The 16,513-nt window shown below is 39.5% G+C and carries 9 protein-coding genes and 1 pseudogene; 5 read left to right on the top strand and 5 right to left on the bottom strand.

The window, feature by feature from the left end; genetic code table 11:
* The first annotated feature begins 87 nt into the window (after positions 1–87).
* Together JXQ92_RS03965 and JXQ92_RS03970 are read left to right on the top strand one after the other, a co-directional pair.
* The gene (locus tag JXQ92_RS03965) at positions 88–1,173 is read left to right on the top strand and encodes a hypothetical protein (protein WP_421985286.1); all 1,086 of its coding nucleotides are present in this window, start codon (positions 88–90) and stop codon (positions 1,171–1,173) included.
* A 24-nt stretch (positions 1,174–1,197) separates the two neighbouring features.
* A complete protein-coding gene (locus tag JXQ92_RS03970) occupies positions 1,198–2,106 on the top strand; it encodes a sulfotransferase (protein WP_421985287.1) in 909 nt (302 codons plus the stop codon).
* A 15-nt stretch (positions 2,107–2,121) separates the two neighbouring features.
* Here JXQ92_RS03970 and JXQ92_RS03975 read toward each other — a convergent pair whose 3' ends face one another.
* From JXQ92_RS03975 to JXQ92_RS03995, 5 genes and pseudogenes are all read right to left on the bottom strand, one after another.
* On the bottom strand, positions 2,122–2,853 hold the full coding sequence (locus tag JXQ92_RS03975; protein WP_421985288.1) for a 4'-phosphopantetheinyl transferase family protein: 732 nt from the start codon (positions 2,851–2,853) through the stop codon (positions 2,122–2,124).
* Positions 2,853–8,471, bottom strand: a complete 5,619-nt coding sequence (locus JXQ92_RS03980; protein WP_421985289.1) for an amino acid adenylation domain-containing protein — start codon at positions 8,469–8,471, stop codon at positions 2,853–2,855. Before JXQ92_RS03980 ends, JXQ92_RS03975 begins: the two co-directional genes overlap by 1 nt.
* 8 nt (positions 8,472–8,479) lie before the next feature.
* A complete protein-coding gene (locus tag JXQ92_RS03985; RefSeq protein ID WP_421985290.1) occupies positions 8,480–9,691 on the bottom strand; it encodes a HupE/UreJ family protein in 1,212 nt (403 codons plus the stop codon).
* Between the two features lie 54 nt (positions 9,692–9,745).
* On the bottom strand, positions 9,746–10,756 hold the full coding sequence (locus JXQ92_RS03990; RefSeq protein WP_421985394.1) for an ABC transporter ATP-binding protein: 1,011 nt from the start codon (positions 10,754–10,756) through the stop codon (positions 9,746–9,748).
* Positions 10,739–11,440 (bottom strand): annotated as a pseudogene (locus tag JXQ92_RS03995) (ABC transporter transmembrane domain-containing protein); the annotation flags it as partial. The gene JXQ92_RS03990 and the pseudogene JXQ92_RS03995, both read right to left, overlap by 18 nt.
* A 596-nt stretch (positions 11,441–12,036) precedes the next feature.
* On the opposite strand from JXQ92_RS03995, the gene JXQ92_RS04000 reads away from it, so the two are divergent.
* The 3 genes from JXQ92_RS04000 to JXQ92_RS04010 are packed head-to-tail and all read left to right on the top strand — an operon-like array spanning position 12,037 to position 16,501.
* A complete protein-coding gene (locus JXQ92_RS04000; protein WP_421985291.1) occupies positions 12,037–14,250 on the top strand; it encodes a TonB-dependent receptor in 2,214 nt (737 codons plus the stop codon).
* An 8-nt stretch (positions 14,251–14,258) separates the two neighbouring features.
* Positions 14,259–15,341 (top strand): ornithine cyclodeaminase family protein, encoded by a 1,083-nt coding sequence (locus tag JXQ92_RS04005; protein WP_421985292.1) that lies wholly within the window; start codon positions 14,259–14,261, stop codon positions 15,339–15,341.
* 8 nt (positions 15,342–15,349) lie between these two features.
* Positions 15,350–16,501, top strand: a complete 1,152-nt coding sequence (locus JXQ92_RS04010; protein WP_421985293.1) for an acyl-CoA dehydrogenase family protein — start codon at positions 15,350–15,352, stop codon at positions 16,499–16,501.
* Positions 16,502–16,513: the final 12 nt, after the last annotated feature.

Below are 16,513 nucleotides of genomic sequence, written 5' to 3' on the forward strand. Positions count from 1 at the left end.
TGGTGTGTGTAACAAAACGAGCCAAAACTTATTCAATAGGGTGGTACAAGTTTTTCTAACAAGTCCATCTTTGAATTCCCCGTTTAAATGGAAAAATCAACTTCTTCAAATCCGGCCAAGATAAGTCCGAAACGTTTAAAGTATTTTAAGTTCCTTTCTTTAGGTTTCGGTTTGTTTTTCGCCCTTTTCGTAGGTGAATTAGTGGCTAGACTTAATTACTTTGGCATTGACGCATTATCTTATACAAAGGTAAATTCGTTTGTCTCAATTGGTGTTTCTGGTTTCCTGACCAAGGCAAATAATGGTAAAGTGCTTTATGAACTTAAGCCTAACATAGACGCTTATTTTAAACTCAAGAAGTTTACGACAAATAGACACGGCCAGCGAGATAAAGAATATAGTTTAATAAAACCAGAAAAAACGATTCGTGGCATAGTGCTCGGAGACTCTTTTACAATGGCCAGTGGTGTGGACATTGAAGATGCTTATCATAGTGTAGTGGAAAAATCGCTAAATGAAACAGATGGAGATGTCCAGTTCGAGCTCATTAATATGGGTGTTGGCGGTTACAACCTCTTGAATTATCTAGGGCTTTTAGAGGACAAAGTGCTGCGTTACAACCCTGATTTTATCATCATCGGTTATTGTGCGTTTAACGATTACTTTTTGCCTGCACAACAACACTATGAAGGTGATTTTAGTGTGAAAGTAAAGAAAAAAGGCCGTAAGCCATTTTTCTCTTTTTATTTAGGAGGGATGATAGAACGTACGTTTGCAAGTTCTAGGAACAAATCAAGAATGTTTGAGTTGGGTCCGGAACAAAAAGTATTTATGCAAGATATGTTTAGACAATTTCAGACGTTTAGCCAGGTGAACGATATCCCAGTAGTGATTTCGGTTTTGTCGGTACTACCTGATAATGGAAATATGGAGATTGTGCAGGAAATTGCAGATCAATATCATATTCCTATTACCAATTCACTTGGTGAGATTCCACCCAAAAAGTTATCATCATATGTCATCAGTAAACTCGATCATCACCCAAATGCGAAAGCTCATAAGATATATGCGGATAACCTGCTAAACTTCCCTAAGTTTCAGGAAGTGATCCAAGAACAAAAGGAAGAGTTATATTTTAAATCTACACAGGAAATTAAAGGAAATCGGCCATAGGCTTTTTAATTAATGGTGACTAAAGTGAAGCTTGTCTATATTCTATCCCAAAGGTACTCAGGCTCTACTTTATTAAGCTTTTTATTGGGTACTCATTCTGATGTCGCCACCATTGGTGAGCGAAGAAAGTTTTATATCCATTCATTTGAAAAAAAAGGTAGCGATACCCTGAGGTGCTCATGTGGCCAGTTTTTTCCCGATTGTGAACATTGGAAATCTCTTAAAGAAGGTGTTTCTGACAGAATTAATATAAAAACGATTAATACGAACCCAACAGAATTTCGTTTATCAGATAATAAATACATCAGAAAAGGGCTTTTCGAGTTACTTAAGCTCTCATTGAAATACAACTCCCCACTTCTCCGAATCCCTCTTCAGTCTAAGCTAAAGTCTTTTTCACAATTCAATCGGGTGTTGGTCGAAGAGAGCCTTAAACTAGATGGAGCAGATGTTTTTTTGGACTCTTCCAAAGTCATTGATCACCTTATATTTTTATCCATGATAGAAGCCTTTGACATTAAAGTAGTATGGCTTACGAGAGACCCAAGGGCACAGGTGAACTCTGCTTTGAAATATAATAAATGGTCTGTAGCCGATGCTACTGAACGTTGGAAAATAGAGATGCAGGAAAATCAATTTTGGTTGAAAAAGCTTAAGATAAACTATGTCTCACTGAACTATGAAGCTTTATGTCATGACCCAACAGTTGAAATGAATCGTCTTTTAAACTTTCTTGAACTGAATCCCGAGGATTTTTCACTCGATTTTCGTGAGCAAACTCAACATATTATGGGCAATTACAATATGCGGCTTGGAAGCGATTCAAAAATTGTAGAACGGAAAGAGTGGCTAGAAACGTTGAGTCAAGAACAAATAAGAACGATTGAGTCAATGACAAAAGACTACAAAGCTTATTACTCAAAAACGGTTTAGGTATTTAATCACACTTCAGGAAGCCGTTCCCTCGAAGCATTTGTATTGGAGAACCGAATTACTCACAATTGTGGCAGCAGTATAATCCTTATCTATTTTAAAGCTTTTTAGTTGCCAGTTAGACACGTCTGCTGGATCCCAACGTATAATTTTTAGTTCAGGACTTTCGTCTGGAAGCAAACTCACCTCAAATTGGTCTAAAGGTATGGAAAGGCCACCTCCCTTGGCCTTAATAAATGCCTCTTTCCTGGTCCAGCAGTTATAAAATGCTTGAAGTTGCTCCTTTTCAGGTAAAGACAGAAGTTTACTTGTTTCATTTCTGGAAAAAAATGATTGTGCAACCTGAGCTGTCTCAACCTGTTTCTTATCAAATTCTATATCCACACCAATGTCATGCTCAAGCACAAAGCCGACCAGAATGATTCCACCAGAGTGTGACACATTGAACTTTAAGTTGGTTTTAGAGTCGATAAAAGGCTTTGATTGACTATTATATTTGAAATTGATAGCGTGGCCTGGTATGTTGAGGTACTTTGATAATAATTTTCGAAGGTTTCCTCGGGCAACTATATAGGTGAGTCTGTCTTTATCGAACCTAAATTTTGATGCTCTTTTCAATTCATCTTCAGATAGCAAACTGGAAAGCGGAGCTAAAGTGTTTCGGAAGGAATCTTGCTTAAATTTCCAGAGGTGCACATAGTTCTTAATGAGCGGTGGAGGCTCTGAAACTGATTGCCAACTAATCATCACGCGCGGATATCTTCCGAAAGGTGCCTCTCTATTTGCTTCACCAAACCTTTTACCTCTGGTTCATCAAATAAAGTTAAATGAGTCCCTTCAATATTACTTACTTTCAATGATCCTTGAGCCAGAGTTTTCCATCTTTCAAGGTGAAATTTTTTGTCTTTTCTGGCACTAAATTCACTACTTCTTACGAAAACAACTGGGCTATCAATAGGTTTCCAATTGTAATTCACATAAACGTCATTTAATGATTCAACAATTTCATCGAGTTCTTTTTCTTGCTCGGTGCGAGTGTTTGCTGTTAGCTTTTTGTTTAATCTCAAGTACCGGTTCTTAAATTTTTTGTAGATGCCTCGCCAATTGCCTTGTTTCACCATAGCCATCATGCGGCTTACTGGTTTTCTTTCACCATTGGGAGAGGGGGGAACCAGATAAGCCGGCGCCGAGTCTACTACTATAAGTACTGCAAGGTCATCATTCATGGCTTTGAGTTGATGAGCCATTTCAATACCAACTGCATTCCCAAAACAAGTCCCAATTAGGTGATATGGTCCTTGTGCTTGCACTTTTTTCATTTCACTTATGTAGTGAGTTGCCATTTCGGCAATGCTTTCGTGTTTTTCTTCCTGGCCATCTATGCCGGCTGGTTGAATAGCGTAAACGGGTCTTTCGGTAGTTATATGTTTAGCCAGTCCTTGGTAAAAGAGTACATGAGCTCCTCCCGAGTGTAAACAAAACAATGGAGGTTGATTTCCACTTGTTTTCATAGGAATAATAGATGACCATTTTTCTTTGCTACTTTCCTGATCAAGCAATGAAGCTAATTTGGCAATGGTCGGGTGGTTGATGAGTACTGTTGGCGACAGCTTTTTCCCGAGATGCGCTTCTATCTTACTGAAAAGTTGAATTGCTCCTAGTGAGTCACCTCCTAAATCAAAATAGTTATCGTGTATACCAATCAACTGTGTATCGAGTATATTTTCCCATATCTTCAAAAGTGACAACTGTATACTATTTTGAGTTCCTGAAAATTTACTATCGATTTCTTTGTTTGATTCCGTAGTCTCGATGCTTTTTGACAAAAGATGGGAAGGGTGCACAGGAATAATGGACTGCACTGTACTGGTGCTAAGATCAAGTGTTGCTAACCTCTTGTTAAGTGCTACATAAGACTCTATAAGCCATGTAGCAGTATCGGTCGAAACAATGGCCGGATTGTAGCGGCAGTTGATTTCAAAATTAGAACTCGGGTTGACACGTATTGTAAGTGGATAGGTAGCAGAAAAGTCTCCTTTAAAGGCATCTATTTCTACTTCTCCAATTTGCAGTCGTTGGCCCATGAAATTTCCGAAAACGAATAAATTGTCAAAAAGTAGGTGATTCTCAGAAGAACGCTGTACCTGAATCTGGTCTGGGTTTGTATGTTCGTAATTCTTAAGTTCATTCAACTTGGACTGGATTTCACCAAACCAATCTGATAAAGAAGTTATACCTGAAATCTTGGTTTTAAAAGGTAAGACATTCATCAGTAATCCGGCTAACTGGTCAATGCCAGATAGTTCAACTGATCTACCAGTTACTGTCAATCCAGTACTCACTTCTTGCTTATTAAAATAGCTCCTAAGAGTTAGCAGCCAGGTGCCTTGCAGTAATGTGCTGATAGTAACCCTTTCCTCTTTAGCTTTGAGGGTCAGTGCTTCAACAACCTTCGGCGATATATTTTTATTAAGATCTTTAGATTGGGAAATATTATTACGGCCAGTTTTAAAATCTGAAAACAAAGGAGCAGGTTTTCCCTGCAAAAGTTCTTTCCAAAATTCCCGTTGAGCATTAGTATCTGATTCAGATTTCCAATCTAGAAAATCTTTATAATCGAGTGTTCTTGCCAAGGTTGGTGCCACCCCGTTTTTAAAGTCCTGATAGATTTTTAGAGCGTCCTTGAAAACGATAGCGGCAGACCACCCATCGATCAGTATATGATGACTAGACCAACAAAGCAGAAAACGTTTATCAGCTACTTTGATAAGAGTAAACCTACCACTTCCTACTTGAGTTAAATCAAGACCCTTGGCTTTATCATTTGCTTTAAAGTCTGAGATTTCGTGCTTTTGTTCCTCAGCTTTTTTGCCATTCAGATCTAGAAAATTCCAAGATATTTCAGAGGTTTGATGAATAACCTGATAAGGCGACTCAACTCCTTCCCAATGAATTGAAGTCCTTAACACATGGTGTATTTGTGTTATCTTCTGCCACGCCTTTTTCATTAAAAGTTCATCGACGGGTCCACTCATTCCAAATTCCAGCTGGAGAAAACCCTCATCGTGCTGGGCTTGCAAGTGGTGTAGTAGAAATGCCTTCTGTTGGTAACTCAATGAAAACCTGATCGGATAATCTTTTCCAGAGGTGTGTGCCCCCTGATCAAATTTATCATCAAGTTTGACCATTCTGGCTAGTTCTTTTATTGTCTGATATTTGAAAATATCTATTGGGCCAATTTTCAATCCCTCCTTTCTGGCCCTACCAACAATTTGAATACTCAGAATGGAGTCTCCGCCCAAATCGAAAAAGTTGTCTTCTGTGCTGATCTGTTCAAGGTTCAGAATATCTTTCCAGATGTTCAGCATTAGCGCTTCATTTTTATTGTTAGGCGAAAGAATGGTATTATGCCTCAAAGGGTCCTTTTTCCGGAGGACTAGCTTATTTATGTTTATTTTACCATTTGGGAGTTTCGGTAGAGTAGCAACGACATCTATTTGGCTAGGAACCATGTATGCCGGAAGTGATTCTTTAAGTTTTTTATAAAGGTGACTAGAGATTTCCGGATCATCACTTTGTACCCAGGCTACAAGCTGCTTGTGACTAGAATCATCTTCCACCACTTTTACTATCGCTTCTGAAACAGAAGGTTGAAGGAGAATTTTATTCCGGATTTCCTCAGGTTCTACTCTAAAGCCTCTGATTTTTACCTGACTGTCGGCCCTGCCTAGAAAGTATATCTTTCCGTCTTGTCCGAAACGTGCTAGGTCACCGGTTTTATAGAGTTGTCCGTTTCTTGAAATGTGGTCAGGTAGAAATCGTTCTTTAGTGAGCTCCGGGCGATTGAGATACCCTTTAGTCACGCCCCTTCCTCCTATGTACAGCTCTCCATTTATTCCAGCAGGTACTAGGTTGAGTTGTGAATCGAGAATATAAGCCGCACTATTTTGTATAGGCTTTCCTATTGGAATAATTTCGTCTTCAGGAGTTATTTCATGAGCAATGCACCAGACACTGGCTTCGGTTGGGCCATACTCATTGTAAAGTTTTGTCTCCGGTAGTTTTTCAAAATGAGTTTGCTTTAAAGATGTAGGGCAAGCCTCTCCTGCTACTATTACCGCTTTAAGGGAAGTCAATTCATCAGTTTGGGCATAATTTAATAAAACCTGATAGAGGCTTGGTAGCATAAGCGTATGGCTTACTTTATTGCTCAATATGATCTTACAAAGGCCTTCGATGTCTTGTTCAATTCTATTTGGAGGTAAAACGAGTGTTCCTCCTGAACAAAGCGCCCAAAAAATTCCTACTATGGAACTGTCGAATGAAAAAGAGCTTAGTAGAAGAAAGCGTTGCATTTCATCCTCAAAAAAATTGAAGCGGGCAGTGGTAGAATGGAGCAAATTTTGGTGAGTAACAGGTACACCTTTTGGTTTGCCTGTACTGCCCGATGTATAGATTATATAAGCAAAATCATCCAGTTCGTTTCTGACTTCAATATTAGGTTGTGGTTCATTATTTGGATCAAAGGCTAATGAAATAAGTTTTTGGTTTCCACTTCTAAAATCCGTCTGGATATTTGGGTGGAAGAGTACCACACTAGCCGCACTATCTTGCAGCATAAAATCCAGCCGTTGTTGTGGATAACCTGGATCTAAGGGTAGATATGCAAACCCAGCTCTTAAGATGCCTAAAATGCCAGCCACCATTTCTAATGACCGGGGAGTATATAGCCCAACGAACTCATTGTTCTCTAGACCAGCTATTTTGAGCTTATAGGCAATTTGGTCGGCCCATGTATCAAGGCGTTCATAACTGATGGATGAGTCTTCAAAAGTAGCAGCATCCGCATTTCCATTTCTCTCTATTTGATGTCGGATAAGTTCATGTATACTCTCGTATTCTGTTACTTTGGTTTTTTGACCATACCAATTGTTGGAAAAAGTCTTGCGCATTTCAGCCGAATAGAGCGAGTGTTGCTTTAATGGAGCCTCTGGACTGTTAACAAGCTCCTGGAGAAGGTTTTCGAAGTGAGTGGCCATTTGGGCTATGATCCATTCCTCGATTTGTTGATTGTATTCGAAGGCCAATTTCAGACTTTTGTCAGTCCCCTCATTCACAAATAGGGTGAGATCAAACTTCGATACACCCAAATCAAGCATTTCTTCTTCAATGGCAATACCTTTTCCTAAATCCAGGCTGATGGCTGGACTATTGTATAAAAACATCGTCTGGAAAAGGGGGGTTTCACCCACCAGACGTTCTGCACCTAATTCATTCACAAGTAGGTCAAAAGGCACATTCTTGTGAGAAAGAGCTTCAATTGTGGTCTGTTTTAGCTGGTCTACGAGCGCTGTAAAACTTAAAGATTCATCAATTTGGCTTCGTAAGACTAATGTTTCATTGAAAAAACCGATAAGCTTTTCAAGATCTGGCGTATCACGGTTGGAAAAAGGAGAACCTACGATAACATCTTGATTCTTCGCATATCTGGAGACAAGAAGCTTATAGGCAGCCAGCATCAAGACATACATTGTTGTATTGCACTTCGTGGCAAGTTCATGAAGTTTAATGTTCAATTCTCCATTCAGTGTTTTATTGAAAGTATTTCCTTGAAATACTGAAGTAGTTTCCTTGTTTTTTGGTAAAGAAAAAACGGGCAGATCTCCAGAGAGTTTTTCTTTCCAGTACTCAAGGTCTGATTTTTTTACTTCCTTTTTTCGCTGCCAGCTGGCAAAATCTTTATAGGCAATAGAAGAAGTGTTTTGGGCAGGGACTCCGTTAGCGATATGCTGCTCGTAAAATTTACTTAGTTCACGATTGATAATACCCATGGACCAGGCATCACCTATAATGTGGTGAAGCACAACTAATACTTCAAATGTTTTTTCAGTTAGCTTAAAGACATAAAGTCGAATCAAAGGATCTTTCTCAAGATCGAAAGGTATTCTTGATAACTCTTTGGTTTTCTTTTGCTTCACATTTGTTTGCTCTTCACTTTTTAAATTTGAAAAGTCAAAGTGTGTTACTGGGATTTCCTCTTGTTTTACTTTCTGTAAGACACCAACATCGGTTGATTGGTAATTTGAGAGTAGAATGTCGTGAGCCTTGGCTAAGACTTGAAAACTTTCTGTAAAGGCATCAATATTAACATCGCCAGTGAGGCGGTATCGGTGGGCATAGTGATATAGGTTCTGATCAGGGTATAATTGCTCAAGGAGCCATAGTCTCTCCTGGCCATGTGATACCACAGGTGGGTCTCCTTCTTTTAATGGTTGAATTCCGTTAAAAGAAGAAGCTCCTTTCTTTTTGCGTTTGAGCCATGCGTCAAGCGTTGCGTTTTGTGCTTTACCCAGATCCTCTGCCATAGGACGTTTTATAAAATAGAATCAAGAATTCGCCCTAAACGAATATCTATTTCAAAAAGCCTTTCAACTACCCAATGGAAACTGATAATTATCAATAATACTGATCCATATGTAAGAAGTTTTGGATAGGCTTTAAGTTTCCTTAGTAGGAAAAGTAAAGGAAAAATTCCAGCAACAATCAATACCTGACCAATTTCAACACCCACATTAAAGCCAAGCAACGATAAAGAGATGAACTCTCCAGCTAGTCCTTTTTCACCGAGTACACTGGCAAAACCAAAGCCATGAAAAAGGCCGAAAGCAAATGCAATAACCCACTCACGAGCTTTAAAAATTGGGCGAATATTATGGAAAGCAGCTAGGGCAATGGAAAATGCAATGATTGATTCCACATATTTCGATGGTATGTCAATAATACCCAGGGCAGCGATTGCAAGCGTAATAGAATGAGCAATGGTAAACGAAGTGACTATACCAAGAATATAGATGAAAGCAGGCTTGAATTTCGCTACTGGTAGCCAATTGGTATTGCCATTTTCTATCAATTCTACTTTTAGACCACTATGTCTGCGTCGTACTACAGCAGGTAATATCAATGCAACTAAAAACAGAATATGATCTAAGCCAATCCAAATATGCCACATTCCCAATTTAACCATCGCAACAAAACCATTCCATGAAGAATCATCTGTTAGATCGAGTGTTTTACTTACATCATTGCGAGTAAAAATATCCGCTACTTCGAGGTGATTATTGATTATACCAGCCTTCCAGTTGTGTTCAATAATCAGAACACCACGGTGATCTGATTTCTTTTCAAAAAAGGCATTATAATTAATTGTGAGGTTGTCAGGTATTTTTGAAAGACCACTTAATTCAAAGTGGATAACAACATTATCTGCTTCATCGTCAAGTTTCAAAGCGGAAACTTCAGTAAAAGCAAGGTCATAACTTTGTGCCCCAGCTGTAAATGAGAGAACAGAACTCAAATAGGCTCGGATTTCCGATGCAGAGGCCTTAAGTTCTGTCTTTAAGAGCTCTTCCTGCATCCCTAGTTGCAGTTCTCTATTTAAATCTAACGCCTGAATTTCGAGCCTACCTATAATTTGGCTTTCATATATCTTTAAAAAAATATAAGAATGATTTGGCTCGTGTGCATCTGCTTGATTTGGAAATAGCAGTAAAGTAGATACCAGAAAAATAGAAAGAATTTGTCTCATGAGTTTCTCAATAGAATGCTTAAGATATATTTAAGGTAGGTGTAATACTTGAATTTATAACATTGCGCTTTCGCTGCTTTTCTTTTTCTCTGAAATGTTATCCATTTCTCTAAATGTGTTGTTCGATTCAATCAGATCATCATAAGAGCCTGTTCCTATTACTTCTCCCTTTTCCAGTAAAAAGATAGTATCTGCGTATTTTACGGTGGATAGTCTGTGGGCAATCATGATTACGGTTATTTCATCAGGTAACAACTTAAGGGATTCTATGATTGCTTTTTCTGTTATGTTATCTAGTGCGCTTGTAGCCTCATCTAGGACTAAGACTGTAGGGTTGCGATATAGTGCTCTTGCAAGGCCGATGCGCTGCCTTTGACCGCCACTTAGCCTTACCCCTCTTTCACCTATCTTAGTATCAAGTCCCTGAGGGAGTTCATTCATAATAAAATCGTAAATACCCGCCATTTGAAGCGCAGAAGTCATTCTTTTGTCATCATTGTCGACCAAGTCTTTGCCAAAGGTAATGTTGGCCTTTAATGTGTCGTCATAGAGGTAAACCTCTTGGGGCACGTAAGCGATGTTTTGCTGCCATTCTGCAATATTGTGAGAAGTCGTATTGACGCCATCAACAATCAATTCTCCTTTTTCCGGGCTTAGGAGTCCTGTTATTATATCAATCAAAGTCGTTTTACCAGAACCTGTAGCTCCCACAAATGCTGTCATACTGCCTTTGCAGATTTCAAAATTAAGGTCTTTCAAAACATCACTGTTCATTTCTTCATATCGAAAACTGATGTTTTTGATACTAATTTTATTCTTAAACGGCATTCGTTCAATTGACTCACCTTCTTTATCTTCCAAGCCTTTTGCCAGCATAAGGTCGTCATAAAGCTTATGAAGAGAAGGCATGCTGTGTTTTACTTTGGCAATGGCCGAGAATGCTTTTTGTAAGGCTGGGAGGAGTCTGTACCCAGCTATTGCATATAAAGTAAGCCTAGGGAGAGATTTTAATAAGTTGCCCGATGTCACGAAAAAGTACATGGTAATGGTCAAAACACCGCCCATGGCTAATATTTCTAGGATATACCTTGGAGTCGCATAGGTCATCTGAACCTTTGGCTGGATAAGGCTGAATTTTTTTGATTCGCGATCGAATCTATTATGGAAAAAGTCTTGGGCCGCATAGGTTTTTACAGTCTTTATGCCTGTTAGCATCTCTTCTAAATAGCGGAATCGCGAAGTGTTTGACCTGATTTTTTCTTTACCCAACCGATTCAGGGCCCGCTGTCTGCTTATGTAGATCAAAACGTATGATCCTCCCAGAAATGTGGCCATGATAAGCGTGGCCTTCATACTTACCATGAGTAAAAGGACCAAAATTATTACGCAAATTATTGAGCGAGAAATAAATTCTATTATAGGTATGAGCACTCCACTGGTTAAGGCAACTACTTCATTTAGCAAGTAAGCTCTTAGGTCAGAAGTATTTTGTTTTAGATAAAAGCTGTATGGTTTTTTTGAATACACCTTGAGCAGGTTAGTGCTCATTCTATGCGCCATATTCCACGAAAACTTCAGGTGATAATATTGTGAGAAAATCCCAAGTAAGTTCGCTACAGTTATAATGATAATAATGAAGCTTCCCGTGGCAATTACCAGAGACCGATAAGACTGAAAATTGAAAAAGTCATTAATATAAGTTAGCCAATCGCTCGAAGCCAGTGCGTCGGGCTTTGAAAGCAATTCCATAAAAGGTAGTACAGAAGCAATTCCTACTACTTCAAAAAATCCTAATAAAAGAATAATCAAAAGTAAAAAATATAACTTTCGTTTATCCCGCTGGCTTAGTATGTCGAGTATCTTTTTGATAATAAGGTTTTTAGTGATTTAGGTATTATGGCTGCGATCAAAGAGTGTATAAAACGCTCATTTTAATATTAAATAGGCAATAACCAATAAAGTATAATAAAGGCTTGCCAAACTGTTCTCAACTTAATCATTAAGATAATTATAAAAACTCCTATGCTTCCTTATACATGATTGTATGCGCTGTCTTAGAGATACAGATAAAATCATCAATTGGCTGCCTGCAAATTAACCGAATATTTCAAGCCATGCACAGAATCACATATGTGTTGTTAATTTTTCCACTGGTAGGCAGCCTTTTTTCTTAAAAATAGGTATTGATAAAAAAAGTAAACTTAAGAGGGTGGGGAGAAAATTAATAAGTCAATTCCATTGTCCCCTTTTAAAATATTCTCTTTTTTTACTGTACTGAACCATTCGATATAAGTCTCTGGCCGAAAGGCTACATACTTATATTTTAACCGTATTTATCGATCATTATGAGGTTTTATTGCCTGTCATTATTTTTTTCATTTTGCTTTTGCTCAACACTTAAATCTCAGGTACTAACCGGGAAAGTACTCAATGTGAAGAAGCAGCCAATTGCCGGAGCCACCGTATTGTTTCATCGCACCGAGAGACATACTCATAGTAATGTTTTTGGAGAATTTGAGCTGGAAGAAATTGTCAAAGGAGATACCATTGTGATAAGTAGCATTGGTTACAAGGGAAAAACAGTGGTCGTACAAGACCTTCAGAATGATTTAACAATCTTTTTGGAGGAAGAAGTTTTAGAGTTAGGTGATGTAGTAGTAACTAATGAGATTGACGCTCTAAACATTTTCGCAGATATTGATATGAGCACTACCCCTGTAAAATCCTCACAGGAAGTACTTCAAAAAATACCAGGTTTAATTATCGGCCAGCATGCCGGAGGTGGGAAAGCCGAACAAATTTTTCTAAGGGGTTTTGATATTGATCATGGAACGGATATTAACATAACAGTTGATGGCTTACCAGTCAATATGGTATCGCATGCGCATGGCCAAGGCTATGCCGATCTTCACTTTCTTATTCCCGAAACAATTGATAAGATAGACTTTGGTAAAGGTCCCTACTATGCCAACCAAGGTAATTTTAATACTGCCGGTTATGCGGCATTCAAGACGAAAGACCGCTTGGATCAAAGCTCAATTAGAACTGAGGTTGGCAGTTTCAATGCCCTTCGTACACTCGGAATGTTCAACATTCTCAACACCGAAAGACAGTCGGCCTACGTAGCAGCCGATATGCAATTGACCGATGGCCCTTTCATCAGCTCTCAGAATTTTCGCAGAATTAACCTGATGGCCAAGTACACAAACCGTCTAGCAAATGATGATGTAGTTTCGCTGAGCGTGTCTCGTTTCGTAAGTGAATGGGATGCCTCTGGTCAAATACCAGTGCGCCTTGTGGAGAGTGGAGTGCTCGACCGTTTTGGAGCCGTAGACGATACTGAAGGAGGTAATACAAGCAGAACCAACATAAAGTTCGATTATACAAAACGCATTGATCGTAAGACTTACCTGAAAAGTGAGGTTTACTTCTCGCAATATGACTTTGAGCTCTTTTCAAATTTCACCTTCTTCCTAGAAGACCCTATTAATGGCGATCAAATTAGGCAACGAGAAAGCAGACAAATCATCGGGGCTAGTAGTGAGTGGAACAAATTCGTAAACAATGATTTGCTAATCAAGGCCGGAGTCGGTTTTAGAAATGACAGAGCGCAAGATGTGGGCTTGTCCAGAACGCTTAACCGAAGTACTACTTTAGAGGATATTCAACTTGGAGATATTGATGAAACAAATACCTTCACTTACTTAAGCGCCGAGTTGGAATTAGGTAAGTGGATGATTAATCCAGCCCTGAGGTACGATTTTTTCGACTTTAAATACAATGATAAAACGGCCACATTATACAATACTTTGGCAGAGGCAAAAGGAATTTTCAGCCCAAAAATTAACATTCTTTACAACCAGTCGGAAAGCCTTCAATACTATTTCAAAACCGGCGTGGGCTTTCACTCAAACGACACAAGGGTAGTAGTAACGCGGCAGGGTAATTCCGTTCTTCCTGCAGCTTTTGGCAATGATCTGGGAGCAATTTGGAAACCGTCTGGTAAATTGATTATCAATGCAGCCCTATGGTCTTTGTTTCTTGAACAAGAGTTTGTTTATGTGGGCGATGCAGGTATCGTAGAACCAAGCGGTAGAACTCACCGAACTGGAGTAGACTTTAGCCTGCGTTATCAAGCCTCTTCTAACCTATTTCTTTATGGGGATGTAAATCTAGCTAGGGCTCGTTCTAGAGATGAGCCCGAAGGAGCAGACAGAATCCCCCTTGCCCCAGAGTTTACTGCAACCGGAGGAATCGACCTAGTCGACTACAACAATTTTAGCGGTGGGGTCAGAGTTCGTTTTGTCGATGACCGACCAGCTAATGAAGACAACTCTATTGTAGCGGAAGGCTATTTTATAACGGATTTTAATCTCAACTATTCTGTGGGTAATGTGGTCTTTGGGTTTGCCATAGAAAACCTGTTCGACTCTGAATGGAAAGAGACACAGTTTGCCACAGAATCTAGACTTTTTAACGAAACACAGTCAGTAGAAGAAATACACTTTACGCCCGGTACACCTTTCGCAATAAGGGGTGGTGTTACATTTAAATTTTGATTTCACGAATGATGGATATTTCGGCAAAAAAAACCCTAGTACTTGCTCAAGATGTGGTGCATGATATTGTAAGGAGTTATGGGCTCAATGCGATCATGGACGACCTTATTGGGAATTTAACAGAAATGATCCGATCCTTCGATCCTAAGAAGACAGATATTCCTATTCGCTCAGGTTTTAATTATTCGAGTCCAAACCCTGGTCTTGTAGAGTGGATGCCACTCTATAATAAAGAGTCGGATGTAGTCATAAAGCTGGTAGGTTACCATCCAGAAAACCCAAATAAATATGACTTGCCCACAATATTGTCCACCATTTCAGCTTATGACACTCACACAGGCCATCTCAAATGTATAGTAGATGGCGTTTTGCTAACCTCTTTAAGAACTGGTGCTGCATCGGCAGTGGCTTCAAGGCTATTGGCAAGTCCCCAAACAGAAGTATTGGGCCTAATCGGGTGTGGTGCACAAGCCGTTACTCAGCTTCATGCTCTTTCAAGGGTTTTCAAACTTAAAAAGGTACTGATATATGATATCGACGCTGAAGCCATGGCTACATTTGCAAGCAGGTGCGAAGCCTTAGAAATTGACGTTGAGATCGAAATAGTATCAATTGAAGAAATCGCTGCGGAGTCCGACATCATCTGTACCGCCACCTCTATTGAAACGCAGGAAGGTCCCCTCTTTAGTGACTTACCCACAAAGTCGTACCTACATATAAATGCGGTAGGCTCAGATTTTCCTGGAAAGATTGAAGTGCCTTTGGATTTTCTGAAAAAGAGCTTTGTATGCCCTGACTTTAGAGAGCAAGCGGTTATTGAAGGGGAGTGCCAGCAACTGTTACCTAGTGATATAGGGCCAGAGCTTAATCATGTATTGAAGAATGAAAAAAACTACGCTCATATTCGCAATGAACGTTCAGTTTTCGATTCTACAGGATGGGCTTTGGAGGATGCTGTGGTAATGGAACTCTTTGCCAGTTACGCTAGAAAACTAGGGTTAGGCAAGGAAATGGAAATTGAAGCAATTGAAGGCGATGCCAAAAGTCCATATGGTTTTATCAAAAAGGCTGCAATGGCCGTTAAAAACTAAAATTAACAATGGATTTCTCCTGGCCGCAATCTCACATTGATTTTAAGCAAGACCTAATTGCCTTTGCCCAAAAAGAGCTGAACGACAACTTGATTGAACGTGACGCTAAAGGAGAATTTTCTCGTGAAAATTGGCTTAAATGTGCTGAATTTGGAATTCAAGGACTCTCTGTTACTTCAGCTTATGGAGGTCATGACGAGAAAGTAGACTTGCCCAAGGCTATGCTAGCCATGGAAGGTTTTGGTTACGGCTGTAATGACAACGGTTTGGCCTTGGCCTTAAATGCTCAGATGTGGACAGTACAGCTTCCCATTGCTGAATTTGGTAGCGAAGAACTAAAAACGAGTATTCTAACGAAACTCGTTAACGGGTCAAAAATTGCTTGTCATGCACTAACCGAACCAGAAGCCGGTTCAGATATTTATAGTATGGCCGCCAGGGCCGAAAAAGTGGAAGGAGGGTATTTACTCAATGCTTCAAAACGGCTGATCACATTTGCACCAATTGCTGATATTGCTTTGGTCTTTGCTATTACTAACCCAAAAATGGGAAAATGGGGGATTACAGCATTTTTGGTTGAAACGAATAGTGAAGGCGTTACAGCAAGCCCCGTCCGCGATAAGATGGGAATGCGCACAGTACCCATCGGAGAATTAGACTTCAAAGATTGCTTCGTGCCAGAAGAGAATCGATTGGGTGCCGAAGGAGCAGGTTTCAGCATTATGAATCACTCCCTAGAATACGACAAGGCTTGTATCTTGGCAAGCCAGCTAGGAGCTATGGAAAGGCAATTGGAAGATACAGTCTCTTTTGTAAAGAAACGCAACCAATTTGGCCAGTCAATTGGCAAGTTTCAATCCGTTGCCAATCGCATTGCCGATATGAAATTACGACTTGAAACAGCTCGATTACTTTTATACAAAGTCGCTTGGCTCAAAGACCAAGGAGAAAATGCACTTATGGAATCCGCCATGCTTAAACTTCATTTAGGAGAAAGCTTCGTTCAGTCTAGTCTTGATGCCATAAGAAGTAGAGGAGGCAATGGGTTTTTAACAGAGTTTGAGGTGGAAAGAGATCTCAGAGACTCTATTGGAGGGATATTATATGCTGGAACATCTGATATCCAAAGAAATATAATTTCACGATTGCTGGGACTTTAAAAGCTTTTTACC

The organism is Roseivirga sp., assembly GCF_049099775.1.
Classification (GTDB): Bacteria; Bacteroidota; Bacteroidia; order Cytophagales; family Cyclobacteriaceae; genus Roseivirga.

Coding starts and splice junctions, on each gene's coding strand:
- JXQ92_RS04000 (WP_421985291.1), top strand. CDS start 12,037: ATGAGGTTTTATTGCCTGTCATTATTTTTTTCATTTTGCTTTTGCTCA.
- JXQ92_RS03985 (WP_421985290.1), bottom strand. CDS start 9,691: ATGAGACAAATTCTTTCTATTTTTCTGGTATCTACTTTACTGCTATTT.
- JXQ92_RS03965 (WP_421985286.1), top strand. CDS start 88: ATGGAAAAATCAACTTCTTCAAATCCGGCCAAGATAAGTCCGAAACGT.
- JXQ92_RS04010 (WP_421985293.1), top strand. CDS start 15,350: ATGGATTTCTCCTGGCCGCAATCTCACATTGATTTTAAGCAAGACCTA.
- JXQ92_RS03990 (WP_421985394.1), bottom strand. CDS start 10,756: ATGGGCGGTGTTTTGACCATTACCATGTACTTTTTCGTGACATCGGGC.
- JXQ92_RS04005 (WP_421985292.1), top strand. CDS start 14,259: ATGATGGATATTTCGGCAAAAAAAACCCTAGTACTTGCTCAAGATGTG.
- JXQ92_RS03975 (WP_421985288.1), bottom strand. CDS start 2,853: ATGATTAGTTGGCAATCAGTTTCAGAGCCTCCACCGCTCATTAAGAAC.
- JXQ92_RS03980 (WP_421985289.1), bottom strand. CDS start 8,471: ATGGCAGAGGATCTGGGTAAAGCACAAAACGCAACGCTTGACGCATGG.